The organism is Brevundimonas sp., from assembly GCF_030704825.1.
GTDB lineage: Bacteria > Pseudomonadota > Alphaproteobacteria > Caulobacterales > Caulobacteraceae > Brevundimonas.
The window spans coordinates 14,811-40,930 of record NZ_JAUYNX010000036.1; the positions used below are offsets into that span (position 1 = coordinate 14,811).

A 26,120-nucleotide genomic window follows, 5' to 3' on the forward strand; every position below is an offset into this window, starting at 1 on the left:
CCATGGCGCGGCATGTCTTCCGCTGCATCGACGGCCACACCGCCGGCAATCCCGTCCGGCTGGTGATTGAGGGCGCGCCCGAACTGACCGGCGACAGCATGAGCGCCCGGCGGCAGGACTTCATGGCGCGCTACGACTGGATCCGCACCGGCCTCTGCTTCGAGCCGCGCGGCCACGACATGATGAGCGGCGGCTTCCTCTATCCGCCGACGACGGCCGAGGCCGACGTGGGCATCCTGTTCATCGAGACCAGCGGCTGCCTGCCGATGTGTGGACACGGCGCCATCGGCATCGTCACCTTCGCGCTGGAGCACGGGCTGATCAAGCCGCGCACGCCCGGGCGGGTAATCGCCGAGGTCCCGGCCGGCGTGATCGAACTGGACTATGTGCAGGACGGCGGGCGCGTTCGGTCCGTCCGCATCCGCAACGTCGCCTCCTGGCTGGACAAGCAGGGGATCGGGATCGATGTCCCCGACTTCGGCCCGCTGACCGTCGACGTGGCCTATGGCGGTAATTTCTACGCGATCATCGAGCCCCAGGGCGCCTATTCCGGGCTGGACGCCCTCGGCGCCGCCCGCATCTTGCAGCTGTCACCGATCATCCGGACCCTGGTGCGCGAGGCCTTCACGCCGATCCATCCGCTCGACCCGACCATCCGCGGCGTCTCCCATCTGCTGTGGGCCGACAGGCCGAAGGGCGAGGGCGCCGACGGGCGCAACGCCGTCTTCTATGGCGACAAGGCCATCGACCGCAGCCCCTGCGGCACTGGCACCTCGGCGCGGCTGGCGCATCTGCACGCCACGGGCCGTCTGCCCGTCGGCCAGGCCTTCGTGCACGAAAGCTATATCGGCAGCCGTTTCACCGGCCGGGTCGAGGCCGAGACCGAGATCGGCGGCCGCTCCGGCATCATTCCCTCCGTCGAGGGCTCGGCCATCGCCACCGGCCTGAACGAGATCTGGATCGACGACGAGGACGTCTTCGCCCACGGCTTTCAGGTGATCTGAGCATGGCGAGGCCCCGCCCCCTGCCCGACCAGGTCTTCGCCGAGGCGCGCGAGCGCATCCTGTCGGGCCGCCTGCCCGCCGATACGCCGATCCGTCAGGACGCCCTGGCGCTGGAGCTGGGCGTCAGCAAAATTCCCCTGCGCGAGGCCTTGGCGCGGCTGGAGAGCGACGGCCTGGTGATCTCCCATCCCAACCGCGGCTTCATCGTCCGCCCCCTGTCGCGCGCCGACGCCGAGGACGTCTTCGACCTGCGCCTGCGCATCGAGCCGACCGCCTGCGTGCTGGGAGCCCTTGAGGCGGATCAGGCCGCGCAGGAGGCCGCCCGCGCCGCCTTCGCCGCCCTCGACGCCGCCCTGCGCAACGGCCTCGCCGACGTCGGCCGGCGCAACCGCGAATTCCATCTTGCCCTGGTCCGGCCCTCGGGACGGGGCGTCACCATCGAGACCGTCGACCGGCTGCTGGCCCTGTCCGAACGCTATGTGCGGGTGCATCTCGGCGAGCACCGCCGGGTGGACCGCGCCAGCCACGAGCACGAGACCCTGCTGCAGGCCTGGCTGGAGCGCCGGGCTGAAGTCGTGCGCCGCGAGGCCCGGGCGCATATCCGGGCGACCCTGGTCGACCTGCGCGCCCAGCTGCCGGAAGCCTAGGCCGCCGGCCAGGCCGGTGCGTTGGCGAACGGCTCGTCCAGGCTGTGTTGCGGCTGGGTGAACCACTCGGGGCCGGCGTCCGTCATGTGGAAATGGTCCTCCAGCCGCACGCCGAACTGGCCCGGCACGACGATCATCGGCTCGTTGGAGAAACACATCCCCGTCGCCAGCGGGGTCGAATCGCCCTTCACCAGATAGGGCCCCTCGTGGATGTCCAGGCCGATGCCGTGGCCGGTGCGGTGGGGCAGGCCCGGCAGGCGGTAGCCGGGGCCGAAGCCGTCGGCCTCCAGCGAGCCTCGCGCCGCCGCGTCGACGGCCTCGCAGGCCACGCCGGGCCGGGCGGCTGCGAAGGCCGCGGCCTGGGCCCGCTTCTCGGCCTCCCAGACCCGCCGCATATCCGCCGTGGCCTCGCCGAACACATAGGTGCGGGTGATGTCGGAGCTGTAGCCGTCGATGCGCGTGCCCGTGTCGATCAGCACCACGTCGCCGGCCGCCAGGGCCCGGTCGGCCTCACCGCCGTGCGGCAGGGATGTATCCTCGCCGAAGGAGACGATGCAGAAGGAGTTGCCCGAGCCGCCCAGGGCCCGATGCTGGTCGTCGATGAAGCGGACCACTTCCGAGGCGTGTTGACCGGCGCGGAGCTGGTCATGGGCCCGGCGATGGACCTCGATCGTGATCGCCTTGGCGTGGCGCATCAGGGCGATCTCGGCCGGCGATTTCCGGCTCCGTAGCGGATGGATCAGCGGTGCGGCGTCGACCAGCCGGTCGTCGTCCATCTCGGCCCTCAGGCTGCGGTACATGGCCAGGGCCATCCGTTCGTCGACCGCCATCCGGTCGCGTGGGCCGATCCGTTCGGCGACCAGCCGCCACGGGCTCTCGTCCTCTTCCCAGGTCAGGATTTCGCCGGGCAGGCTGATCAGCCCCTCGACCTTCTCCAGCTCGAAGCGCGGCGTGACGTAATCCAGCCCGCCCGACGCATGGATCACCGCGCCCACCAGCCGCTCGGAGGCATACCAGTCGATGCCGGTGAAATAGCGCAGGCTGGATGTCGAGCCGAGCAGCACGGCCTCGACGTGCGCCGCCTCCATGGCGCCTCTCAGGCCCGCGAGGCGCGCCTGCCGCTCGGCCGCGCCGATGGGGTCCGGAACCGATCCTGAAACACTCGCCATCGTCCGTTCCCGTCCTCGCCGGATTGAGTATCGTATACGATCGTGCTCAGTTGGGGAACGAGCGGCAAGGGGGGAAGACCTTGATCCTGACAATTCTGCTGACGGCCCTGGCCGTACTGGCGACCGCCTTCGTGGCGGTGCTGGGGCGAACCGCCCTGAAGCGCGGAACCGGCGCGCCCGGACCCGAAGCGATCATCCTCGGCGCGGCGGCCAATTTCTTCGACACCCTGGGCATCGGATCCTTCGCCCCGACCACCGCCTGGCTCCGCTTCCGCAAGATGACGCCCGACAGCTTCATCCCCGCGACCCTGAACGTCGGCCACGCGCTGCCGACGATGGTTCAGTCGGCGGTGTTTCTCGTGCTTCTGGGCGTCCACGTCGACCCCATGCTTCTGGTCTCCTGCATCGTCGCGGCGGTGGCCGGGGCCGTGGTCGGAGCGCCCCTGATGGTGCGCGCGCCGGTTCGCGTGGTGCAGGGGGTCGTCGGCGTCGCCCTGCTGATCGCGGCAGCTCTCTACGCCATGAGCAATCTCGACCTGATGCCGATCGGCGGGACCGCCGCGGCGCTGGAACCCCGTCTGCTCTGGATCGCGGTCGCCGCCCATTTCGTCATGGGCATGTTGATGGCCTTCGGGATCGGCCTGTACGCCCCGTCCCTGATCCTGCTCAGCCTGCTGGGCCTGGACCCGCGCCTCGCCTTCCCGGTGATGGCCAGCGCCTGCGCCTTCCTGATGCCGACCACCGGCTTCCGCTACATCCGCGCCGAACGCATCGACCTGCGGATCGTGATCGGCATCGCCCTCGGCGGCATTCCGGCGGTGCTGGTCGCCGCCTTCGTGGTCAAGGAAATGCCGATCGAGCCGCTGCGCTGGGCGGTCGTGGTCGTGGTCCTCTACGCGGCCGCCCTGCTGCTGAGGTCGGCGATCCGGGGCGCGCCGCCAGCCGCCGACTGACGTCCTCAGGTGTGTTTGCGGATCACCAGGTTGCGGATTTCGGTCATGTCTTCCATGGCGAACTTCACCCCCTCGCGACCGAGGCCGGAGTCCTTGACGCCGCCGTAGGGCATGTTGTCGACGCGATAGCTGGGCACGTCGCCGATCAGGACGCCGCCAACCTCCAGCACGTCCCAAGCCCGCATGGCCTTGTGGATGTCACGGGTGAAAATGCCCGCCTGCAGGCCGAAACGGGAGTCGTTGACCTCAGCCAGGGCCGCCTCGAAATCCGAGAAGCGCGACAGGATGGCGACCGGACCAAAGGCCTCCTCCTCCCGGATATTCAGGCCCCGGCCGACGCCCTCGAGCAAGGTGGCGTCCAGCATAGCCCCGGTGCGGTTCCCGCCGCACAGGACGGTCGCTCCCGCCGCGCGCGCCTCGTCGATCCAGCGCTCCAGCCGCTTCGCCTCGCCCTCGTCGATCATCGGCCCGATGAAGGTCGCCTCCTCCCGCGGATCGGCGGCGATCAGGGCGCGCGCCTTCGCCACCAGCAGATCGCGCAAGGGGCCGTAGACATCGTCGTGGATCAGGATGCGCTGCACCCCGATGCAGGACTGGCCCGACTGGTAAAAGGCCCCGAAGATGATGCGTTCGGCGGCGTCCTCCAGGTCGGTGTCGCGATCGACGATGACGGCGGCGTTGCCGCCCAGTTCGAGCACCACCTTCTTCTTGCCGGCCCTGGCCTTCAGCGCCCAGCCGACCTCGGGCGAGCCGGTGAAGGACAGCAGCTTGAGGCGATCGTCGGTGGTGAACAGGTCCGAGCCGTCGCGCGTGGCCGGCAGGATGGAGAAGGCGCCCCTCGGCAGGTCGGTCTCGGCCAGCACCTCGCCGATGATCAGCGCGCCGAGCGGTGTGCGCGACGCCGGCTTCATCACGAACGGACACCCCGCCGCCAGAGCCGGCGCGATCTTGTGGGCCGCCAGGTTGAGCGGAAAATTGAAGGGCGAGATGAAGGAGCACGGCCCGATCGGAACCCTCTTCCACATGCCTTGGTAGCCCTTGGCCCGGGCCGAGATATCCAGCGGCTGGACCTCGCCGGTCATACGCACCGACTCCTCGGCGGCGATGCGGAAGGTGTCGATCAGCCGGCTCACCTCGCCCCGGGAATCCTTGATCGGCTTTCCGGCCTCGATGCACAGGGCGTGGGCCAGTTCGTCGGCCCGGTCCTGAAACCGCGTCACGCAGTGGGCCAGAACAGCCTGCCGTTCGTAGGCCGCCATCTCGGCCATCGGCCGGGTCGCTTCGACCGCCGCGCCGATGGCCCGGTCGATCAGCGCCGGGTCCGCCAGCGGAACCCGCGTCGCAACCGCCCCGGTGTATTTGTCCGTGACATCCAGGTCCAGATTCGGCGTCAGCGCCTCATTGGCCAGATAGAGCGGATAGGCGGCTTTGAGGGACGGCATGGGCGATGCTCCGGCGGATGGCGCGGACCCGGCGCGCCTGGAGTGACATCCATGCCCGGCCCCTGCCGCACTGCAAGAATACAACGCTCCGGCCGGGCCCGCGCAACCCCGTCCGGGCCCGGTTTTTCGGGTTTCACCCGTCAGAAACCGTCAGAGCGATTTCATCTTGCACTGCAGCAAATCCTGGAACATTGTTCTCTCACGCAGTCTGATGTCTGCGCGGGGCCGTCATGTTCAAATCGCTCAAATGCCTGACCAAGGGACATGTATTCGTCGACAGCCGTAGCCAGCCCGGCACTCTCGTGTGTGTCCGCTGCCGTCACCGCCAGCCCTTCGAGGGTCTCCCGAAGGGCCCGCCTGTATCCGGGAAACCCGGGAGCGAAAGAACGCTGGGCGCCCGCTAGACCAGCCGGCTCTGCACCACAGCGGCCTCAATGAAGCCCGCAAACAGCGGGTGGGGCCTGAACGGCCGGCTCTTCAACTCCGGGTGATATTGCACGCCGATGAACCACGGATGGTCCTCGCGTTCGACCGTCTCGGGCAGGACGCCGTCCGGAGACAGGCCGGCGAAGGTCAGGCCGCCCTTCTGCTCGATAGCGTCGCGATAGTTGATGTTGACTTCATAGCGGTGGCGGTGCCGCTCGCTGATGGTGGTCGAGCCGTACATCTGCGCGATCCGCGACCCCGGCTTGAGGGTCGAGTCATAGGCTCCCAGCCGCATGGTGCCGCCCATGTCGCCGCCTTGCTGGCGCAGGACCCGCTGATTGCCCTGGGTCCACTCGGTCATCAGGCCGACCACCGGCTCGGTCGTGGGGCCGAACTCGGTCGATGACGCCTTCGGATAGCCGGCCAGATTCCGGGCCGCCTCGATGACCGCCATCTGCATGCCGAAACAGATGCCGAAATAGGGAATCTTGCGCTCGCGGGCGAAGCGGGCCGCCTCGATCTTGCCCTCGGAGCCTCGCTCGCCGAAGCCGCCGGGCACCAGGATGGCGTGGGCCGCCTGCAGCCGCGCGTCGCAAGCCTCGCGGTCGCCTTCGAAGGTCTCGGCCTCGACCCAGTCGATGTTGACCTTGACGTTGTTGGCCACCCCGCCGTGGTGCAGCGCCTCGATCAGCGATTTGTAGGCGTCCTTCAGGACCGTGTACTTGCCGACCACCGCCACCGTGACCTCGCCGTCGGGGTGCAGGCGGCGACGCGCGATCTCCTCCCACATCGTCAGGTCCGGCGCCGGTGCGTCGGTGATGCCGAAATGGGCCAGGACCTCGGCATCCAGCCCTTCGCGGTGATAGTCCAGCGGCACCGCGTAGATGTCATTGGAATCCATGGCCTGAATGACGCCGGTCGGACGGACATTGCAGAACAGGCCGATCTTGCGCTTCTCCTCCGGTGGGATGGGAAACTCGCAGCGGCACAGCAGGATGTCGGGCTGGATGCCGATCGAGCGCAGCTCCTTGACCGAATGCTGGGTCGGCTTGGTCTTCATCTCCCCGGCGGTCTTGATGAACGGCAGCAGGGTCAGGTGGACGAAGCACGACTGGCCGCGCGGCAGATCCTGGCCCAGCTGGCGGATGGCCTCGAAGAACGGGAGGCCCTCGATGTCGCCGACCGTGCCGCCGATCTCGACCAGCACGAAGTCGACATCCTCTCCGTCGTCGGTCAGGGCCGGAGTCAGGCAGAAGGATTTGATCTGGTCGGTGACGTGCGGGATGACCTGCACGGTCGCGCCGAGATAGTCCCCCCGCCGCTCCTTCTCGAGAATGGTCGAATAGATCCGGCCGGTGGTGATGTTATCGGATTTCGCGGCCGACACGCCGGTGAAGCGTTCGTAGTGGCCCAGATCCAGATCGGTCTCGGCTCCGTCGTCGGTGACGAAGACCTCGCCGTGTTGGTAGGGGCTCATCGTCCCCGGATCGACGTTCAGATACGGGTCCAGCTTGCGCAGCCGGACCTTGTAGCCGCGCGCCTGCAGGAGCGCGCCTAGAGCGGCGGAAGCGAGGCCTTTTCCCAATGAGGAAACCACGCCGCCGGTGATGAACACGTAACGGGCCATGGGAGACTACCTTACCGCCGATTCGCGCGGCGGGCCTTGGAGACTTTGAGGGCGGGAGCGGAAGGCGGGGATAAGGTCCCCGCTCACCCCTATTGCGCCGGAGCGGGTTGCGGCGCCGGGGCCGGAGCCGCCGACACGCCTGACAGGCTGGTTTCCAGGTCCTGCAGGGACGGAGCCGCGGGCTGGGCCGGGGCGGCCGGATCGGCGCTCGGGGCGGCCGGCGTGGCCGGCGCGAGCAGTTCGCCCATGTCAGAGGCGTCGACGACGGAGGCGCTCGACCGCTCGACATTGCCCAGGATGGTCAGGCCGATGGCGCAGGCGAAGAAGGCGCCGGCCAGCCACCAGGTCGTCACGGTCAGCAGATTGCCGGCGCCGCGCGCGGTCATGAAGCCCGACGGACCGCCGCCCATCCCGAGGGCGCCGCCCTCCGAACGCTGAATCAGGATCACGCCGGCGAGCGCGACCGAGATGAGGATCATGGCGACGAGGAGAATGGTCTGGAGCATGGCGGCCGATATGTGTGGCGCGAGGCGGCGCCGATCAAGCGGCGGCGTCTAACATTGATGTGGAGCGGGAGCAAACGGCGGGAGGTGGCATGGGATCGGCCACGCCTTTACGCCGCCCGGACGATCCCCAGGAAATCCGCCGACTTGAGCGACGCGCCGCCGACCAGGGCGCCGCCCACCTCGGCCACGGCGAGAATCTCCCGGGCATTGTCCGGCTTGACCGAGCCGCCGTACAGGATCGGCGTCGCGGCTATCCCCAGGCCCAGCCGCTCGATCATCGCCGCGCGGGCCGCCCGGTGGACCTCCTCGATCTGTTCGAGGGTCGGCGTGAGGCCCGTCCCGATGGCCCAGACCGGCTCGTAGGCCACGGCGAAATCCCGGCCGGTCAGAACCAGTGGCAAGGACGCCATGATCTGCGACCGCACTACCTCGACCGCCCGGCCCGCCTGGCGCTGCTCCAGCGTCTCGCCGACGCAGATGATCGGCGCCAGACCGGCGGCGGCGGCGGCCCCGGCCTTGGACGAGACTAGCGAATCTGTCTCTCCATGCCCCTGACGTCGCTCGGAATGACCCAGGATGACCAGGGTTGCGCCCGCGTCCCTCAGCATCTCGGCCGAGATATCGCCGGTGAAGGCCCCATGGGTCTCCGCCCGGCAGTCCTGGCCGCCGATCTCCAGGCCGCTCCGCGCGACGCGCGCCATCCGCTCGATCAGGGTCGCGGGCGGGCACAGGGCCACGCGGCAGGCCGGAGGCGCCTCCGCCAGCGCCGCTCCCAGAGCCTCGACCTCGCCCAGGCTGACGCCCAGACCGTTCATCTTCCAATTGCCGGCGATCAGCTTCACGGATTGTTTCATGCGCGCCTTCTATGCGGCGTGTTTCAACAAGCCAAGCCGCAGTCAGCGCGAATCGAGAACCGCGTCGCGCCAGGTCGACAATCACGCCATCGTCTTGCCGTGCGTGGCGCTGACACCCTATAGGCCAAGCAGCACCCTTGCCGCTGATCCGCCAGGACCGACCATGCTCACCGCCTTCCGCACCTTCGCCAAGTCCAAATGGGCCATCGGCCTGCTGGTCGTTCTGGCCCTCGGGCTGCTGGTGACAGGCGGCTCCCAGATGGATGTGCTGGGCAATCTTGGTCCCAAGCACGTGGTTTCGGCCGGCGACCGCAGCATGAGCCCGGTCGAGTTCCGCGGCGAACTGGACCGAATCCGCGAACAGGCCCAGCAGCAGGCTGGCCGCGCCCTGAGCTTCGAGGAGCTGACCGCCGACGGCGGCCTGCGCCAGTACCTGGAGCAAAAGGCCGAGCAACTGGGTTTCGTCAACTGGGCCTGGAAGGCCGGCGTCCGCCCGGGCCGTGATCTGATCCTTCGCCAGATTCGCCAGGAGTCGGCCTTCTTCGACAGCGTCACTGGCCAGTTCAGCGAGGAACAGTATCAAAACGCCCTGGCCGAGAACAACGCCACCCCGGAGATATTCGAAGCCCGTCTACGCGACCAGTATTCCACCCAGCACTACGGCGCCGCCCTTGGCGCCGCCCTGCGACTGCCGCGCATTTACGGAGCGATCCTGGCCAGTCAGGCGCTGGAGACCCGCGACGGCCGCTGGTTCACGGTGACCCAGGCGATGGCGGGAACCGCCCCTGCCCCGACGGACGCCCAGTTGACCGCCTTCATGAACCAGAACGCCGCCCAGCTGCGCCTGCCTGAATCGCGCACGGCCTCGGTGGTGCTGTTCGACGATGGTGCCGCCCCGGCCGCGGAGTTGACCGAGGCCCGCATCGAGGAGCGGTTCAACTTCCGTCGCGACGCCCTTTCGCTGCCCGAAAAACGCACCTTCGTCACCCTGACCGCGCCCAACCGCGCCGCCGCCGACCGGATCGCCGCTGCCCTGCGCGCGGGGCAGTCGCCGGCCGAGGTGGCTCGCGCCAACGGCATCCAGCCCGCCGAGTACGCCGACACGCCACGCAGCGCCCTCGGCGATCCCGCCGTCGCCGCCGCCGTCTTTGGCCTGACCGAAAACCAGGTCTCGCCTCCGATCCAGGCCGGCGTCGGCTTCGTCGTCGCCCGGGTGACCGGCATCCAGCCCGGGCGCGCCGCGACCCTGGCCGACGTCCGCGAGCAGGTGATCCAGGAGCTGCGGGCGGAGGACGCCCGCGCCGCCGTCTATCGGCGCGTCGAGGCCTACGAGAAGGCGCGCCAGGAGGGCAAGACGCTGGATGTCGCCGTGGGCGAGGTCGGGGCCCGGATCATCCGTATTCCTGCGATCCGGCAGGACGGGAAGCTTCGCAACGGCCAGGATATCAATCCGCCGCTGCCGCCCCAGTTGCTCCAGACCATGTGGACCCTGGGCCGCGGCGCCGAGAGCGAGGTCGTCGACATGGGCCAGGGCCAGTATTTCGTGGTCCGGGTCGATGAGGTCGCGCCCGCCGCCCTGCCTCCGTTGGAGGCCATCCGCGCGCCGCTCGCGCAGCAGTGGACGCTGCGCGAGAACGCCCGCCTGCTGGGCGCCCGCGCCAACGCCTTGGCCGCCCGCGTTCGCGGCGGCGAGGACCTGGCCGCCGTCGCCGCTTCGGTCGGCGCCGCCATCCAGACCGGGACCGGCCTCAACCGTGAGTCGGCGGAACAGTATGGCCAGGGCGTGATCAGGGGCGTGTTCAGCGCCGGGCGCGGCGAGCCGTTCTCGCAGCAGAACACCGCCGACAGCTTCGTCATCGGCCGGACCGACGGCATCACCCTGGCGACGCCAGTGCTGGCCGCCCCGGTGGCCGAACAGTTCCGCCAGCGAATGGCCGGGGACAGCGTCAACGCTGTCGGCGAGGCCGCGATCAAGGCCGCCGCCGAGCGCAGCAAGGCGCGTTACGACGAGGCCCTGGCCCGCGCCGCCCTCGGCCTGGCGGCCGAGGCCCCGGCGACGCCGGCGACCCCGCCGGGTCAATGACGGCGAAGAACCCCGGCGTCTTCGCCGCTTTTGCGCGAGGCTGGGCGCGGGCCGAGCCGCAGGTCGTGGTTCGGCGGCTGGTGGACGATCTGGAAACCCCCGTGTCGGCCTTTCTCAAGGTCGGCCACGGCCGGACCCACGCCTTCCTGCTGGAGTCGGTCGAGGGCGGCGCGGTCAACGGCCGCTATTCGATCATCACTCGCGAGCCGGACGTGGTCTGGCGCTGCCGCGACGGCGAGGCCGAACTGTCCCGCGGCGACGCCATCGCGGCGGGGCGCTTCCAGCGCGAGTCCGACGACGCCCTGACTTCCCTGCGTACGCTGATCGCGGCCTCGCGTCTCGACCTGCCCGGGGACCTGCCGCCGATGGCCGCGGGCCTGTTCGGGGTCTTCGGCTACGACATGGTGCGCCTGCTGGAACCCTTGGGCGCGCCCAATCCGGACCCGCTCGATCTGCCCGACGCGGTCCTGACCCGGCCGACCCTGGTCGCCATTTTCGACTCCGTGAAACACGAGATCGTGCTGGTCTCGCCCGCCTATCCGGACTCCGGGCTGGACGCTGGCAGCGCCTGGGCCGCCGCCGCGGAACGGCTGGACCGGTTCGAAGCCGAGTTGCGAACTCCCCTGCCTGCCCTGCCCTCAGCGTTCGAGGCGGCGGCGCCGGTCTTCCGCTCCCCGGTCGACGAGGCCGGCTTCGGAGCCCTGGTCGCCCGGGCCAAGGACTACATCGCGGCGGGGGACATCTTCCAGGTCGTGCTCAGCCACCGCTTCGCCGCGCCCTGGACCGACGATCCGTTCGCCTTCTACCGCTCCCTGCGCCGCTCCAATCCGTCGCCCTATCTGTTCTTCCTCGACTTCGGCGATTTCCAGCTGGCCGGGTCCAGTCCCGAGATCCTGGTCCGACTCAAGGACGGCCGGGTCACCATCCGCCCGCTGGCCGGCACCCGACCCCGCGGCGACACGCCCGAGGCCGACCATGCCCTGGAGGTCGAACTGCTGGCCGATCCCAAGGAGCGGGCCGAGCACCTGATGCTGCTGGACCTGGGCCGCAACGACGTCGGCCGGGTGGCCGCGCCCGGCACGGTCGAGGTGATCGAGAGCTTTCGCATCGAGCGCTACAGTTCGGTCATGCACATCGTCTCGGAAGTCCAGGGCGACGCCCATCCCGATCTCGACGCCGTGGATGCGCTGCTGGCGGCCCTGCCCGCCGGCACGCTGTCAGGCGCGCCCAAGGTGCGGGCCATGGAGATCATCGACGAACTGGAGACCGAAAAGCGCGGCGTCGGCTATGGCGGCGGCGTCGGCTACATCTCCGCCGGCGGCGAGGCCGACATCTGCATCGTGCTTCGCACCGCCCTTTTCGCCGACGGCCGGATTTTCGTCCAGGCCGGAGCCGGGGTGGTCGCGGACAGCGATCCGGCGGCCGAATATGCGGAGACGAGGGCCAAGGCTCGCGCCCCGATGCGCGCCGCCGAGGACGCTTGGCGCTATCCGTTCGGCAACCGCTAGGGCCGGGTCGAGACGGTCGTTTCGTCGAACCGGACGCCCGGGCCCAGAACCATCACGCCCGCCATCAGCACCGCCGCCATCGCGGCGAGCGCGGCCGCGCCCAGGGCCGCATAGGGACTGGCGCGATGCAGGGGCGGGGCCAGCAGGCCGCGCGCCCTGGTGATGTCTGTGTGCGCCATGGAAGCCTCCCGCTGGACCACGGCAGTTCAGGCGGGTTCGGTTAACGAAGCCTTACGGACGTTGGGCGCTTGGCGAGGCCCTGCGCACCCCCTAGAAGCCGAACCATGATCCTGGTCGTCGACAACTACGACAGCTTCACCTGGAACCTCGTCCACTACCTCGCGGAGCTGGGCGCGGAGACGCGTGTCGTGCGCAACGACGACCTGACCGCCGCCGAGGCCTGGGCCCTGAAGCCGGAAGCGGTGCTGCTGTCGCCGGGCCCGTGCACGCCGAACGAGGCCGGAATCTGCCTGGCCATCCTCGACACCGCGCCGCTGGACATGCCCGTCTTCGGCGTCTGCCTCGGCCATCAGGCCATGGGCCAGGCCTTCGGCGGCGAGGTGATCCGGGCCAAGGCCCTGATGCACGGCAAGACCTCGCCGATCGAGCATGGGGGCCAGAGCGTGTTCAGGGGCCTGCCCTCGCCGTTCACGGCCACCCGCTATCACAGCCTCGCCGTCCGCCGGGAAACCCTGCCCGACGTGCTGGAGGTGACCGCCTGGACCGCTGACGGCGAGATCATGGGGCTGGCGCACCGGACCCGTCCGATCCACGGGGTCCAGTTCCACCCCGAGTCCATCGCCACCGAACACGGCCACGATCTGCTCGCCAACTTCCTCGACCTGGCCAACATCAAGCGCACGGCGATGGTCTGATGGCCGAGGGATTCAAACCGCTCCTGGCCAAGCTGGTCGACGGCCGCGTGCTGACGACGGAGGAGGCGCACGCCTTCTTCGCCGCCTGCCTGCGCGGAGAGCCCACCCCGGCCCAGGTCGCCGCCGCCGTCACCGCCCTGCGCATCCGCGGCGAGACCGTGGAAGAGATCGCCGCCTTCGCCACGGCCATGCGCGACGCGGCCCTGAAGCTGGATCACCCCTACGACGTCATCGACACCTGCGGCACCGGGGGCGATGGCCAGCACACCTTCAATATCTCGACCGCCGCGGCCCTTGTTCTGGCGGGCGCGGGCCTGAAGGTCGCCAAGCATGGGAACCGGGCCCTGAGTTCGAAGTCAGGCTCGTCGGACGTGCTGGCGGCGCTGGGCGTCAATCTCGCCGCCACCCCGGCCCAGCAGCGCCGCTCGCTGGACGAAGCCGGCATCGCCTTCCTGTTCGCCCCCGCCTACCACGGGGCCATGCGCCACGTCGGGCCCGTTCGCGCCGAGATCGGTTTCCGCACCGTTTTCAATCTTCTGGGGCCCCTTTCGAATCCGGCGTCCGCGAAGCGTCAGCTCATGGGCGTCTATGATCCCCGCCTGCTGGAGCCGCTGGCCAGGGTCCTGGGTCGGCTCGGAGCAGAGCGCGCCTGGGTCGTGCACGGACAGGGTCTGGACGAACTGACCACCACGGGCCCGACCGGCGTGGCTGAATGGCGGGACGGCGCCGTGCGGCGCTTCACCGTCACGCCGCAGGACGCCGGCCTGCCGGTCGCGGATATCGCCGACCTGCGCGGTGGCGACGCGGAAGAGAACGCCGCCGCCCTGCGCGCCCTGCTGGACGGCGCCCCCGGCGCCTACCGCGATATCGTTCTGCTCAACGCCGCCGCCGCCCTGGTCGTCGCCGACCGGGCCGCCGATCTGGCCGAGGGCGCGGCCCAGGCCGCCAGGGTCATCGACGATGGCCGCGCGGCCAAGGCCCTCGCCGATCTGGTCGAGTCGACCCAAGCCGTGATCGAGGAAGAGCCGGCGTGACCGACGTCCTGGCCGAAATCGCCGCCTACAAGCGCGAGGACGTGGCCAGCCGCAAGGCCGCGAGCTCGCAGGACGCCGTCGAGGCGCTCGCGCGTCAGGCCGCCGCGCCCCGAGGCTTCCGCGCCGCCCTGGAACGCCACGTCGAGGCGAGCGGCCGTCCCGCCCTGATCGCCGAGATCAAGAAGGCCAGCCCATCCAAGGGGCTGATCCGCGCCGATTTCGACCCGCCGTCCCTCGCCCGCGCCTATGAGCGCGGCGGGGCCCAGTGCCTGTCCGTCCTGACCGACGGCCCCAGCTTCCAGGGCGACGACGCCTTCCTGACCGCCGCGCGCGACGCTGTCGGCCTGCCCTGCCTGCGCAAGGACTTCCTCGTCGATCCCTGGCAGGTCGCCGAGAGTCGGGCCCTGGGCGCCGACTGCGTCCTGATCATCCTCGCCATGGTCGACGACGCCCTCGCCGCCGACCTGCTGGCCGAGGCGGAGCGGTTCGGCATGGACGCCCTGATCGAGACTCACGACGAAGGCGAGATGGTCCGCGCCTGCAAGCTGGGCGGCGATCTGGTCGGGATCAACAACCGCTCGCTGCGGACCTTCGAGGTCGATCTCGCCGTCACCGAACGGCTGGCCATGCTGAGCCCGGTCCGCGCCCTGCTCGTGGCCGAGAGCGGCATCTTCACGCCGGACGACGTGCAGCGGGTGTCGGACGCCCATGCGCAGGCTGTGCTGGTCGGCGAGAGCCTGATGCGGCAGGCGGATGTCGAGGCGGCGACGCGGGCGCTCCTCCGGTAACCGGACCTTAACCGGAACAGCACAGGAACACCTTGTGGACGTTTGCGGTTTGTTCCGCTAGCGTTCCCGCAACGGGATTCGCCTCGAGGACCTCCATGCTCACGCGCAAACAGCACGAACTCCTGATGTTCATTCATGAGCGCATCAAGGAGACGGGCGTCTCGCCTTCCTTCGACGAGATGAAGGAGGCGCTGGATCTGGCGTCCAAGTCGGGCATCCACCGACTGATCACGGCGCTGGAAGAGCGCGGCTTCATCCGCCGCCTGGCGCATCGGGCGCGGGCGCTGGAAGTCATCAAACTGCCGGAACAGGCCACGACGGCCCAGACGCGCGGCCGTCAGCCGTTCCGCCCCGACGTCATCCAGGGGGGCGGCCGGCCGATGACGACCGAGCCCGCCAACGACATCCGCGAACTGTCGCTGATGGGCAAGATCGCCGCCGGCACTCCGATCGCCGCGATCGAACATGAGACCGCCCGCTATCCGGTGCCAGAGGCCATGCTGGGCGCGGGCGAGCACTACATGCTCGAGATCGAGGGGGATTCGATGATCGAGGCCGGCATCCTGAACGGCGATCTGGTGGTCATCAAATCGACCGACACCGCCACCTCGGGCGACATCGTCGTGGCCCTGGTCGAGGGCGAGGAAGCCACTCTGAAGCGCCTGCGCAAGAAGGGCGGCTCCATCGCGCTCGAGCCCGCCAACCGCAACTACGAGACCCGCATCTTCGGTCCCGACCAGGTCGAGGTCCAGGGCAAGCTGGTCGGCCTCATCCGTCGCTATCACTGACGTCGGGATCGCCAAGCCGGCTCCACGGCCGGTCGCCGCGCACATCCGCCGACCATACGCCCCGCCAGCGGTTCGCAGTCGCCGGTCCGTCGCGCCACAACTCGATCGCCCCGCCGCGGGCATAGTCCGTCCCGTCCAGCACCAGCCGCCCGTCGCATGACGGCGGCAGGGCGACGACCGCAGCCCGCAGGCTGACTACCGGCGCCGACCGGCACAGGGCGTCGATCTGCGCCGCCGACGGCGCCCGCCGGCCCCACCACATCGCCAGCGGACCGCGATCCGCCTCGCCGGGCGCGCAGGAGAAGCGGGTGCAGGTCCAGCCCTCCGCCGCCCGGTCGACCGGAGCCAGGCCCCGGCGCCGCGACCAGACGTCGACCGCGAACTGGCGCACGCCGGGCCGCATGACCACGGCCTCTCCCGCCACGACGAAGGCCGCATTGGTCCCGCCGTCGCCGATCCACAGGTCCGGGGGCGGATCGCGCGGCCACAGCATGACCGCCGCCGCGAACGGCAGGCCCAGCCAGCGTAAAGGTCCGCGCCACAGGCAGCAGAACAGAACGCCGAGGAAGGCGACGGGCAGGACGAAATCGGGCGCGCTGGCCACGGTCCGCACCGCCCCTGGCAGCCCCGCCGTCCATTCGCCGACGGCCAGCATGAAGCCGATCCCCTGCCCGGCCAGCCACAGGAAGGGCGCGCCCAGCCCCAGCGGCTCCAGCAGGGCGCCCAACGCCAGCATCGGCATGATGACGAAATCGGACAGGGGCGCCGTGGCCAGATTGGCGCCCAGGCCGTACATGGCCGTCCGGTTGAAATGCTGCATGGCGAACGGGCCCGTCGCCGCCCCGGCCACTAGGCTGGCCATCACCGCCATGCCCAGCCAGGCGCCGATGCGTTGCACGACCAGGATCGGCCACGGCGCCGAAATCTCGCGCGGCCGCGCCGGCCACGCCTCGACCAGGGCCACCAGAGCCGCCGTCGCCGCGAACGACATCTGGAAGCCGGGCGTGACGATGGCCTCGGGCTGCAGCACCAGCACCACGAAGGCCGCGACCGCCAGGGCGTGCATGGTTATGGCCTGGCGGTCCAGCAGTATGGCCAGAAAGGCGATCGAGGCCGTGACCGCCGCCCGCTCGGCCGGCGCCGGCGAGCCGGACACGACCAGATAAGTCCCGACCGCCAGCAGCCCGACCGTCGCCGCAACCTTCTTGCCCGGGACACGAAGCGCCAACCATGGCCAGGCCGCGACCAGAAGGCGCACCAGGAAGAAGGCGAAGCCGCCGACCACCGCCATGTGCAGACCCGAGATCGACAGAATGTGCGCCAGGCCGGAATCCCGCATGACGTCGACATCGTCCGGATCCAGCCAGGCCTCGTGGCCCGTCGCCATGGCGGCGGCGATCCCGCCGGTCCGCGGACCCAGCCGCGCCACGATCCGCTTCGCCAGGTCGTAGCGCAGGCCGTTGACCGCCATGGCCGCCCTGATCCGCCAGGGCGGCGGCGCCAGCCAGGCCGGCCGCGTCTCGCCGAGCGAGAAGACGACTCCGCCGAGGCTCTGGAAGAAGGCGTTGCGGCCGAAGTCGTAGGCCCCGGGACTGGCCGGCGCCGGCGGCGGGTTGAGGATGGCGAACAGCCGCACCGCCTGTCCCGGTTCCGGCGCCGCGCCCCGGACCGTGGCCCGCAACCGGATCGGGGTCGCCTCCGGCGCCAGGCCGCGGACCCTGACCGGCGCGATCATCACGCGCGGGCCGGCGGATCCCGGGCTGTCGACGTCGACGACCCAGCCTTCGACCACGGTGGGCGCGGCCATGGCGGGCGCGATGGGAGCCGTCACCGCGTCGGTCCGCAATTTCGCCGCGGCGATGCCGAGCGCGAAACAGGCCGACAGCATCAGGGGCAGGGTCCAGATTCTCGCCGGCGCCATGCGGCGCACGCCGAGCCAGACCCCGACGACGACGAACGCTCCGACCGTCAGCGGCCAGGCCGGCGGCTCCGTCCCGAGCGCGAAATAGACGGCGCATCCGGCGCCGAAGGCCACGGGCGCCCACAGCCGCCAGCGCAGCGCCTGGGCGGCGACCTGTGCGGCAAGGAAGCCGCCGATGCGCGCACGGACGCTGGGATTCGGCGGCGCCGGCGCTATAACGCCCGCCATGGCCTCCCCATCCGACCCCACGCTCGCTATTGTCACGCGCTTCGCCCCCTCCCCGACGGGTTCCCTGCACATAGGAGGCGCCCGGACAGCGCTTTTCAACTATTTGTATGCCAAGGGACGCAACGGGAAGTTCCTGGTGCGGGTTGAGGACACCGACCGCGAACGCTCCACGGACGAAGCGGTCAAGGCCATTTTCGACGGCCTCAGCTGGCTGGAGCTGTTCGCGGACGAGGAGCCGGTGTTCCAGTACAGCCGGGCGGATCGCCACCGCGAGGTGGTCAACGAGCTGCTGGAGCGCGGCGGAGCCTATCGCGATTTCACCTCGGCGGAGGAGACGGGCCGTCTGCGCGACCTCGCCAAGGCCGAGCGGCGCACGTTCGAATCCCCGTGGCGCGACCGCGAGCCCTCCGTGGACGATCTGACCCAGCCCCACGTCGTCCGCTTCCGCCGCCCCCGGCCCGGTCAGGTGACGGTCGAGGACCAGGTCCAGGGCGCGGTCAGCTGGTCGAACGATGATCTCGACGACTTGGTGCTGCTGCGTTCGGACGGAGCTCCGACCTACAATCTGGCCGTCGTGGTCGACGACCACGACATGGGCGTGACCCACGTCATCCGCGGCGACGACCATCTGAACAACGCCGCCCGTCAGAGCCTGATCTACGATGCGCTCGGCTGGACGCGCCCGAGCTTCGCCCACATCCCCCTGATCCACGGCCCCGACGGCGCCAAGCTGTCCAAGCGGCACGGGGCCCAGGCGGTGCACGAATACGCCGCCATGGGCTATCTGCCCGAGGCGATGCGCAACTATCTGGCCCGGCTGGGCTGGGCCCACGGCGACGACGAACTGTTCGGCGACGCCCAGGCGCTGGAATGGTTCGATCTGGCCGGTGTCGGCAAGGCCCCCGCCCGGCTGGACTTCGACAAGCTGGCCCACGTCAACGCCCACTGGATCCGGCTGGCGGACGACGACCGGCTGGCCAAGATGACGCTCGACGTCCATCTGGGGCGCGGTCACCCGCTGGGCCCGGACGACGAGGCCCGGCTGCTGAAGGCCATGCCGTTCGTGAAGGACAGGGCGAAGACGACCCTGGAGCTGGCGGATCAGACCGCCTTCGTGCTGAAGACCCGGCCCTTGGCGATCTACGAGAAGGCGTTGCCGATGCTGACCGGCGAATCGGGCGAGCGGATCGGCCGCCTGCGCGACCGCCTGAAACTGTTCGCGAGCTGGGACGTCTTCGCGCTGGAGGCCGAGCTTAGGATCTTCGCCGAGGAAGAGGCCGTCGGCTTCGGCAAGATCGGCCCCGCGGTGCGTGCAGCCTTGACCGGGGACGGGGTCTCGCCCGACATCGCCAAAACCCTGGCCGCCCTGGGACGCGAAGAAAGCCTCGGGCGCTTGGATGACGCGCTGCAACAGACTATCTGACAATTCACCAGACCGTGGATTACGCCTCCCCGCGCCGATCCGCCGCCTAACCTCCAGGGGCTGCAATGACTGAACACGCCAAACCCGCCGGCACGGCCACCCTTACCTACGGCGACAGGTCCGTCGACCTGCCGGTTCTCGCGGGTTCGACCGGCCCCGATGTGATCGATATCCGCAAGCTCTACGCGGCGACAGACGCCTTCACCTACGACCCCGGCTTCACCTCGACCGCGGCCTGCGAAAGCGCCCTGACCTTCATCGACGGCGACATCGGCACCCTGCTGCATCGCGGCTATCCGATCGACCAGCTGGCGTCGAAGTCCAACTTCATCGAAGTCTGCCATCTGCTGCTGCACGGCGAACTGCCGACCGCCGCCCAGTACGAGGCGTTCGAGCGCAACATCACCATGCACACGATGCTGCATGCCCAGTTCGACCGCTTCTTCGAGGGCTTCCGCCGCGACGCCCATCCGATGGCGATCATGGTCGGAACGGTCGGGGCGCTGTCGGCCTTCTATCATGACAGCCTGGACATTCACGATCCGGTGCAGCGGAACATCTCGGCGATCCGGCTGATCGCCAAGATGCCGACGATCGCGGCGCGGGCGTACAAGTATCACATCGGCCAGCCGTTCATCTCGCCGCGCAACGACCTGAACTACGCCGAGAATTTCCTGCGCATGTGCTTCGCGGTCCCGGCCGAGGACTATGTGGTCAATCCGGTCCTGGCCAGGGCCATGGACCGCATTTTCATCCTGCACGCCGACCACGAGCAGAACGCCTCGACCTCGACCGTGCGTCTGGCCGGCTCGTCGGGCGCCAATCCGTTCGCCTGTATCGCCGCCGGCATCGCCTGCCTGTGGGGTCCGTCGCACGGCGGCGCCAACGAGGAGGCGCTGAACATGCTCAAGGAGATCGGCACCCCGGACAGGATCCCGGAGTTCATCGAGGGCGTTAAGGCCAAGAAATACAAGCTGATGGGCTTCGGCCACCGCGTGTACAAAAACTACGACCCCCGCGCCAGGGTGATGAAGGAGAGCGCCGACGAGGTGCTGGCCGCCGTCGGCGATCCCAACGATCCGCTGTTCCAGGTCGCCAAGGAGCTGGAGCGGATCGCCCTGAACGACGAGTATTTCATCGAGCGCAAACTGTTCCCGAACGTCGACTTCTATTCGGGCATCACCCTGTCGGCGATGGGCTTCCCGACCTCGATGTTCACCGTGCTGTTCTCGCTGGCCCGCACCGTCGGCTGGATCGCCCAGTGGCAGGAAATGATGGCCGACCCCGGCCAGAAGATCGGCCGCCCGCGCCAGCTCTATACGGGACCGACCGAGCGGGATTACGTACCAATCCAGAACCGGGACTGAGGCCTTCGGGAGGCGAGACCCGGGCGGCCCCGGCTCGTCAGGTTTCGAAGGTGGCCGCTTTCGCTGCCCGGAGCAAACTTCGAGGTCAACTCTGACCGAGAGACCTTGATGATCTTTTCCGCACTCATGATGAGCGGTGCGCTCATCGCCCAGGACACGCCTGTCGCGCCGTTGGAGCCGTTGCGGCAGGTCTTTGTCTCACCCCAGGCGGTCGGGTACATCGGGGAGCCGCGGCCCTTGGGCGACGGTCGCATTCAAGCCTGGGGATGGGTTTTCCTGAAGGACACCCAAAGCGACGGGACCACGAACGGCCTCACGATGCTCAACGAGGTGGACTGCGGCGCAAACGTCTCTCGCGTGGTCGTATACGGCAAATATTTTCACACCATGCACATGGGCGATGTGGCCGGAGAAACCACATCATCCGCGCGCCAAACCGGCACCCCGCCTGCCTCCATGCTCACCGGGGCCTGCAACTACGCCCGCCTCCAGAGTCCGCTTCTTCCGGGACCGGAAGCCGCACGGGACGCCGCGGACCAGCATTTCGGCCGCTAGCCTCAGGCCGGTCCTGCGCGCGATTGCGATATCACGACGCGCTGCCCGCCTTCGCCGCGATCACTCGCAGCACCGCCTCCGCCGCGACCTCCGACGGATCGCGGCCTTCCCGGCCCATCAGGTCCAGGGCCGCCGTCTGCCGATCCGCTTGCGTCCGTCGCGCGTCCGGGTCCGCCAGAAGTCGGCCGACCTCCGCCGCCACCCTCTCGGGCGTGGCGTCGTTCTGGATCAGTTCGCGCGCGATCTCCTCGTCGGCGGCGTGGTTGAACAGGGTGGCGTACTTGCCCGTGAAGAACGGCTTCATGATCGCATAGCTGAGCGGCTGGAAGCGGTAGGCGATGACCATCGGGGCGCCGGCCAGGGCCAGTTCGGTCGAGACCGTGCCGCTGGTGGCCAGGGCGACCGTGGCTGCGCGCATGGCGTCGTATTTCCGCGCCTCGGGTACGAGGTGGGCCCTGAACGGCCAGGCGGCGACGCGGGCCGCGACCTCATGCGCCACCGTGCCGGCGGCGACCACGGCCACCTCCAGCGACGGGTCCGACTTCTTCAGACGGGCGACGGCGGCCTCGTAGACCGGCGTCATCAGGCGGATTTCGGACGGCCGGCTGCCGGGCAGCACCAGCAGCAGGGGGGCGTCGGGCGCGATGCCGTGCGAGGCGCGGAACCGCGCCGGATCGGCCTCGCTCATGTCCACGTGCAGGGCCTGCGAGCCCACCACGGTGGTCGGCAGGCCCTCGCGCTCGAACCAGGGCGCATCGAAGACGTAGAGGGCCAGCAGGTGATCGACGGACGCGGCGAGGGTCTTCGCCCGGCCCGGACGCGAAGCCCAGACCTGCGGCCCGACGTATTTGATCAATCTGGCGTTCGGCAGCGCCTTCCTGATCAGTTTGGCGACACGGATGGTGAAGCCCCAGCTGTCGATCAGGACGACCGCATCGGGCTTTTCCGCGACGGCGAGCGCCACCGTGTCGGCGACCCGACGTTTGACGATCCCGTAGGCCTTCAGCCCCTCGAGCCAGCCCAGGATCGACAGCTCCGCGATATCGAACGGGCTCTGGACGCCCTCCGCCGCCATGGCCGCTCCGCCGACGCCGACGAAGGCGATGTCCGGCCCCAGGCGCGCCTTGAGCGCCCGCGCCAGCCCGGCCCCGAGGGCGTCCCCCGAGGCCTCGGCGGCGACCAGCATGATCTTGAGCGGCCGGCTCAACGCGTCTCGCCCCAGACGAACAGCCCCAGCCGGTCGGCGGCCGCGACGACGCCGTCGCGGTCGATGACGATCAGCTTGTCGGCGACCCCGCCGACCCCCGCCAGGCCCGCGGCGGCCGCCATCTCGACCGTCCGAGCGCCCATGACCGGCATGTCGACCCTCAGATCCTGGATCGGCTTGGGCGCCTTGCCCAAGGCCCCCTTCCGCGCGGGACCGGATCCGCGCAGGTCGGCCGGGAGTCCGGCGACCCGGGCCAGCATGGCGTCGGTGCCCTCCTGGGCCTCGACCGCCAGCACCAGCCCGTCGCAGACCACGGCGCCCTGACCAATATCGAGTTCTCCGGCCTTTTCCGCGACGTACAGCGCCTTTCTAAGATCAGCCAATTGGTCGGACGTCGGCTGGATCGCGCCGAGCGCGCCGGCCGGCAGGGTTTCTCCGCCAAGGATGTCGTCGGCGCCCTCGATGGCGTAGCCCTCGGCCTCAAAGATCGAGAGGATCTTGCGCAGCAGGGCGTCATCCCCCCTGGTCGCGGCGGAGATGATGCCCGGCAGCAAGGTCGCGCCCTTGAAATCGGGCTTCAGGGTCTTGAAATCCGGACGGTTGACGGTCCCTGCGAAACAGACCGCGTCGCAGCCGGCCTTCTTCAGGGCCGACAGCACCTTGCCGATCTCGGCCATGCCGGCCTCGATGCCCGGATAGCGGGCCAGATGGGGATCGGCGAACCCCGTCAGCCGCACCAGGAAGACCGGCCGGCCCTCGGTCTCGCACCGCGCCGCCACCGAAACCGGCAGCGCCCCGCCGCCGGCGATCAGGCCGAGCTTGCTCATTCGCCCGGCAGGCACAGGGGACGCTTGCCGTCCGCGCGGATGAAGGCGGTGATCTCCATGATCTCGGGCAGGTCGGCATAGCCGGCCTCGACCGCCTCGAGCCGGGCCGCGAAGGTCCCGCCGCCCTCGAACAGGTCGCGGTAGGCCGCCAGCAGCCGGCGAATGGCCGACTTGTCGTAGCCCTTGCGCTTGAGCCCGACCAGGTTGAGGCCGTGCAGGCGGGCGTGATTGCCCCAGGCCGAGCCATAGGGGATGACGTCGCGCGTCACCGCCGCCAGACCGCCGACGATGGCCCCCTGCCCCACGCGGCCGAACTGATGCACGGCGCACAGCCCGCCGAGGAAGACCCGGTCGCCGATCACCGCGTGTCCGCCCAGGGTGGCGTGATTGGCGAAGGTGACATTGTCGCCCACCACCGCATCGTGACCTACATGGGCCCCGGTCATGAACAGACAGCCCCTGCCGATCTTCGTCAGGCCGCCGCCGCCCGGGGTGCCGCGATTGAAGGTGCTGTGCTCCCGCACCAGACAGTCCTCGCCGATCTCAAGACGGACGGGCTCTCCCTTGTATCCGCCGTGCTGCGGGTCGCCGCCGATGACGCAGAAGGGGTGGATGACCGTCCGCGCCCCGACCGTCGTGTCCCGCTGGACCACCGCATGGCTGACCAGCCGCACTTCGTCCTTCAACACCACGCCGGGACCGACGGTGCACCATGGCCCGATCTCGACGCTGTCGGCGATCTGCGCGCCGGCGTCCACGCTGGCCGTGGCGTGGACGCGGCTCACGGCGCGACCGGCTGGTCGACCGTGACCATCATGGCGGCAAAATCCGCCTCGGAGGCCAGTTTGCCGTCGATGAAGGTCTCGCCGCGGAATTTGAAGATGTCGCCGCGCATCCGGGTCACCACCACCTGCATGCGCAGCTGGTCGCCGGGACGGGCCGGCCTGCGGAAGCGGACGCCGTCGATCGACATGAACATGATCACCTTGCCCTCGACCGAGACGTCCATCGACTTGGACATCAGCAGGGCGCCGGTCTGGGCCATGGCCTCGATGATCATCACGCCGGGCATGACCGGGTCGATCGGAAAATGGCCCGGGAAATAGGGCTCGTTGTGGGTGACGTTCTTGATGCCGGTGATCGAGGTGTTCGGCACGAAGTCCTCAGCCTTGTCGATCAGCAGGAAGGGATAGCGGTGCGGCAGCCTGCGCATCACCTCGGCGTAGTCGATCTTGCCGTCGTCGCTCATCCTTCGGCCTTCCTCGCCGTCGGCGCTAGGAACGCGCCTTTCCGGACGCCTGTTTGGCGAGCCAGATCGCTTCGCGCAAGGACTGTCGGATCGGTTTGGCGGGATAGCCGGACCAGGTCTCGCCGGCCGGAATATCGGCCAGCACTCCGGCGCCGCCCGCGACCCGGGCCCTGTCGCCAATACGGATGTGGTCGCCGACGCCGGCCTGACCGCCGAACATGACGTTGTCGCCCACGATGCAGGATCCGGAAATGCCGGTCAGCGCGGCCATCAGGCCGTTGCGGCCGATCACGCAGTTGTGGCCGATCATGACCAGATTATCGATCTTGGTGTTCTCGCCGACGACCGTGTCATCGTAGGCGCCGCGGTCGATACAGGAATTGGCCCCGACGGTGACCCCGTCCTGCAGGATGACCCGGCCGAGTTGCGGAATGTCGACGGGACCGGCCTTCGAGGGGGCCGCTCCGAAGCCCGGCTCGCCGATGCGCGCGCCGGACAGCAGCCGGACGCGGTCGCCGATCAGGGCGAAGCCGACGCTGACGTTGGAGCCGATGACGCAATCGCGCCCGATCTGGACGCCCGCGCCGATGACGCTGTTGGCGCCGATACGGCTGCCCCGTCCGATGCGGACGCCCTGGCCGAGGATCACGCCCGGCTCGAACACGACCGTATCGTCCTCGGCCGCCTCCCTGGGATCGGCGGCCTCGCCGATGCCGATGGCGCGGTGCAGGGCCAGCGAGGCCCGCGCCCAGGCGGCCTGGGGTTCGTTCGAAAGAATGACCGCCGCCGCGGCCGGGGCCGACTCCAGCGCCGTGGCAGGAACGATCACGCAGCCGGCCCGGGTCAGACCCAGGGCGGCGGCGAATTTACGGTCGCCCAGAAAGGCCACCTCCCCCGCGTCCGCGGACGCCAGCGGGGCGACGGCGGAGACCTGGCGATCTCCGCCCCGAATGACTTCGCCCCCGATCCGCCTGGCCAGCTCGGCGACGTCCAGCGCCGGCAGGCTGTCGAAGAAGCGCGGATCGGGCATGGCGGCCTTATTGCTGCTGTTGGACCGGCACTTCGAGGCGGTTGAACGAAACCGACGGCAGCGCCGTGTTCAGGCGCTGGATGACCACGTCGGTCACGTCCATGGCCGGGTTGAAAATGTAGACGGCCGAACGGTCCAGCAGCACGCCGCAGCCCCGCTCCTGATAGACGGCGACCAGGATCGGGTCCGCGGCCTGGGCGATGGTCCGGATCTGCATCTGCTGGGTGTACTGCAGCTCGGCCTGACGGCGTTGCTCCAGCTGTTGGGCCTCCTGGGCCCGTTGCTGCCAGGCGCGGCCGCGCGAGCCGTCGGGATCAGCCGTCTGGCCGCCCTGTTGAAGCGCCTGCATCTCGGTTTGCAGCGAAGCGGCGTAGGGAGCGAGCTCGCCCTGCACCTCGGTGACCAGCCGCTGCATGCCGGTCTGGACCGACTGTCCCGCCGTCGACTGGGCCAGCAGGCGGTCATTGTGGAACACGCAGACGCCGGGGATGACCGGGCCGGGGTTGGCGGGGGCCTGGGCCTGGGCGGCGGCGGAGCCGGCGGCCAGGGAGGCGAGGGCGAAAGCGCCGATGGCGAACAGTTTCATCTTGAACCTTTGGTGCGGGACAC

The 26,120-nt window shown here is 69.5% G+C and carries 25 protein-coding genes; 12 read left to right on the top strand and 13 right to left on the bottom strand.

The features are described 5' to 3' along the window. Positions 1–2: 2 nt before the first annotated feature. A complete protein-coding gene (locus Q8Q71_RS15685) occupies positions 3–1,004 on the top strand; it encodes a 4-hydroxyproline epimerase (RefSeq protein WP_305760535.1) in 1,002 nt (333 codons plus the stop codon). A 2-nt stretch (positions 1,005–1,006) separates the two neighbouring features. Beyond that, entirely contained in the window at positions 1,007–1,651 is a 645-nt protein-coding gene (locus Q8Q71_RS15690) for a GntR family transcriptional regulator (protein ID WP_305760536.1), read from the top strand. Here the strand turns inward: Q8Q71_RS15690 and Q8Q71_RS15695 are convergent. After that, a complete protein-coding gene (locus Q8Q71_RS15695; protein ID WP_305760537.1) occupies positions 1,648–2,820 on the bottom strand; it encodes a Xaa-Pro peptidase family protein in 1,173 nt (390 codons plus the stop codon). The genes Q8Q71_RS15690 and Q8Q71_RS15695 overlap by 4 nt on opposite strands. An 80-nt stretch (positions 2,821–2,900) precedes the next feature. Between Q8Q71_RS15695 and Q8Q71_RS15700 the strand changes: the two genes are divergently transcribed. Continuing rightward, positions 2,901–3,773 (top strand): TSUP family transporter, encoded by an 873-nt coding sequence (locus tag Q8Q71_RS15700; RefSeq protein WP_305760538.1) that lies wholly within the window; start codon positions 2,901–2,903, stop codon positions 3,771–3,773. 5 nt (positions 3,774–3,778) lie between these two features. On the opposite strand, the gene Q8Q71_RS15705 is transcribed toward Q8Q71_RS15700, so the two are convergent. The 4 genes from Q8Q71_RS15705 to tpiA form a co-directional block, all read right to left on the bottom strand. Continuing rightward, the gene (locus Q8Q71_RS15705) at positions 3,779–5,215 is read right to left on the bottom strand and encodes an aldehyde dehydrogenase family protein (protein ID WP_305760539.1); all 1,437 of its coding nucleotides are present in this window, start codon (positions 5,213–5,215) and stop codon (positions 3,779–3,781) included. A 400-nt stretch (positions 5,216–5,615) separates the two neighbouring features. Further along, positions 5,616–7,268, bottom strand: coding sequence for a CTP synthase (locus Q8Q71_RS15710; RefSeq protein WP_305760540.1), 1,653 nt, complete (start codon positions 7,266–7,268; stop codon positions 5,616–5,618). 89 nt (positions 7,269–7,357) lie between these two features. Next, positions 7,358–7,774, bottom strand: coding sequence for a preprotein translocase subunit SecG (gene secG, locus Q8Q71_RS15715; RefSeq protein WP_305760541.1), 417 nt, complete (start codon positions 7,772–7,774; stop codon positions 7,358–7,360). A gap of 107 nt (positions 7,775–7,881) precedes the next feature. Next, positions 7,882–8,628, bottom strand: coding sequence for a triose-phosphate isomerase (tpiA, locus tag Q8Q71_RS15720; RefSeq protein WP_305760542.1), 747 nt, complete (start codon positions 8,626–8,628; stop codon positions 7,882–7,884). A gap of 163 nt (positions 8,629–8,791) precedes the next feature. Between tpiA and Q8Q71_RS15725 the strand changes: the two genes are divergently transcribed. After that, on the top strand, positions 8,792–10,711 hold the full coding sequence (locus tag Q8Q71_RS15725; protein WP_305760543.1) for a peptidylprolyl isomerase: 1,920 nt from the start codon (positions 8,792–8,794) through the stop codon (positions 10,709–10,711). Next, the gene (trpE, locus tag Q8Q71_RS15730; RefSeq protein WP_305760544.1) at positions 10,708–12,219 is read left to right on the top strand and encodes an anthranilate synthase component I; all 1,512 of its coding nucleotides are present in this window, start codon (positions 10,708–10,710) and stop codon (positions 12,217–12,219) included. The genes Q8Q71_RS15725 and trpE overlap by 4 nt, the downstream gene beginning before the upstream one ends. Here trpE and Q8Q71_RS15735 read toward each other — a convergent pair. Continuing rightward, positions 12,216–12,398 (bottom strand): peptidoglycan-binding protein, encoded by a 183-nt coding sequence (locus tag Q8Q71_RS15735; RefSeq protein ID WP_305760545.1) that lies wholly within the window; start codon positions 12,396–12,398, stop codon positions 12,216–12,218. The genes trpE and Q8Q71_RS15735 overlap by 4 nt on opposite strands. 105 nt (positions 12,399–12,503) lie before the next feature. Here Q8Q71_RS15735 and Q8Q71_RS15740 point away from each other — a divergent pair, with 105 nt between their 5' ends. The 4 genes from Q8Q71_RS15740 to lexA all read left to right on the top strand — a co-directional run bounded on the left by Q8Q71_RS15740 (position 12,504) and on the right by lexA (position 15,704). After that, positions 12,504–13,094 carry an aminodeoxychorismate/anthranilate synthase component II gene (locus tag Q8Q71_RS15740; protein ID WP_305760546.1) on the top strand — a complete coding sequence of 197 codons (591 nt, stop codon included), beginning with the start codon at positions 12,504–12,506 and terminating at the stop codon, positions 13,092–13,094. After that, entirely contained in the window at positions 13,094–14,128 is a 1,035-nt protein-coding gene (gene trpD / locus Q8Q71_RS15745; RefSeq protein ID WP_305760547.1) for an anthranilate phosphoribosyltransferase, read from the top strand. The genes Q8Q71_RS15740 and trpD overlap by 1 nt, the downstream gene beginning before the upstream one ends. Continuing rightward, positions 14,125–14,916, top strand: a complete 792-nt coding sequence (trpC, locus tag Q8Q71_RS15750; RefSeq protein WP_305760548.1) for an indole-3-glycerol phosphate synthase TrpC — start codon at positions 14,125–14,127, stop codon at positions 14,914–14,916. Before trpD ends, trpC begins: the two co-directional genes overlap by 4 nt. A gap of 95 nt (positions 14,917–15,011) precedes the next feature. Then, the gene (lexA, locus tag Q8Q71_RS15755; RefSeq protein WP_305760549.1) at positions 15,012–15,704 is read left to right on the top strand and encodes a transcriptional repressor LexA; all 693 of its coding nucleotides are present in this window, start codon (positions 15,012–15,014) and stop codon (positions 15,702–15,704) included. On the opposite strand, the gene Q8Q71_RS15760 is transcribed toward lexA, so the two are convergent. Then, positions 15,685–17,853 (bottom strand): ComEC/Rec2 family competence protein, encoded by a 2,169-nt coding sequence (locus Q8Q71_RS15760; RefSeq protein WP_305760550.1) that lies wholly within the window; start codon positions 17,851–17,853, stop codon positions 15,685–15,687. The two genes, lexA and Q8Q71_RS15760, sit on opposite strands and share 20 nt — an antisense overlap. Here Q8Q71_RS15760 and gltX point away from each other — a divergent pair. The 3 genes from gltX (at position 17,852) to Q8Q71_RS15775 (ending at position 21,198) form a co-directional block, all read left to right on the top strand. Further along, positions 17,852–19,276 carry a glutamate--tRNA ligase gene (gene gltX / locus Q8Q71_RS15765; protein WP_305760551.1) on the top strand — a complete coding sequence of 475 codons (1,425 nt, stop codon included), beginning with the start codon at positions 17,852–17,854 and terminating at the stop codon, positions 19,274–19,276. The genes Q8Q71_RS15760 and gltX overlap by 2 nt on opposite strands. A 65-nt stretch (positions 19,277–19,341) precedes the next feature. Continuing rightward, positions 19,342–20,643, top strand: coding sequence for a citrate synthase (gene gltA, locus Q8Q71_RS15770; RefSeq protein ID WP_305760552.1), 1,302 nt, complete (start codon positions 19,342–19,344; stop codon positions 20,641–20,643). 108 nt (positions 20,644–20,751) lie between these two features. Beyond that, positions 20,752–21,198, top strand: coding sequence for a hypothetical protein (locus Q8Q71_RS15775; protein WP_305760553.1), 447 nt, complete (start codon positions 20,752–20,754; stop codon positions 21,196–21,198). Between the two features lie 31 nt (positions 21,199–21,229). Here Q8Q71_RS15775 and lpxB read toward each other — a convergent pair whose 3' ends face one another. Genes lpxB through Q8Q71_RS15805 form a run of 6 tightly spaced genes read right to left on the bottom strand, consistent with a single transcriptional unit; the run spans position 21,230 to position 26,097 of the window. Further along, positions 21,230–22,405, bottom strand: a complete 1,176-nt coding sequence (gene lpxB / locus Q8Q71_RS15780) for a lipid-A-disaccharide synthase (RefSeq protein ID WP_305760554.1) — start codon at positions 22,403–22,405, stop codon at positions 21,230–21,232. Then, entirely contained in the window at positions 22,402–23,232 is an 831-nt protein-coding gene (locus tag Q8Q71_RS15785) for an LpxI family protein (RefSeq protein ID WP_305760555.1), read from the bottom strand. Before Q8Q71_RS15785 ends, lpxB begins: the two co-directional genes overlap by 4 nt. Further along, positions 23,229–24,017 (bottom strand): acyl-ACP--UDP-N-acetylglucosamine O-acyltransferase, encoded by a 789-nt coding sequence (gene lpxA / locus Q8Q71_RS15790; RefSeq protein WP_305760556.1) that lies wholly within the window; start codon positions 24,015–24,017, stop codon positions 23,229–23,231. Before lpxA ends, Q8Q71_RS15785 begins: the two co-directional genes overlap by 4 nt. Continuing rightward, positions 24,014–24,481 carry a 3-hydroxyacyl-ACP dehydratase FabZ gene (gene fabZ, locus Q8Q71_RS15795; RefSeq protein ID WP_305760557.1) on the bottom strand — a complete coding sequence of 156 codons (468 nt, stop codon included), beginning with the start codon at positions 24,479–24,481 and terminating at the stop codon, positions 24,014–24,016. Before fabZ ends, lpxA begins: the two co-directional genes overlap by 4 nt. Before the next feature lie 25 nt (positions 24,482–24,506). Further along, the gene (gene lpxD, locus Q8Q71_RS15800; protein WP_305760558.1) at positions 24,507–25,511 is read right to left on the bottom strand and encodes a UDP-3-O-(3-hydroxymyristoyl)glucosamine N-acyltransferase; all 1,005 of its coding nucleotides are present in this window, start codon (positions 25,509–25,511) and stop codon (positions 24,507–24,509) included. Between the two features lie 7 nt (positions 25,512–25,518). Continuing rightward, positions 25,519–26,097 carry an OmpH family outer membrane protein gene (locus Q8Q71_RS15805; protein WP_305760559.1) on the bottom strand — a complete coding sequence of 193 codons (579 nt, stop codon included), beginning with the start codon at positions 26,095–26,097 and terminating at the stop codon, positions 25,519–25,521. Between the last annotated feature and the right edge of the window lie 23 nt (positions 26,098–26,120).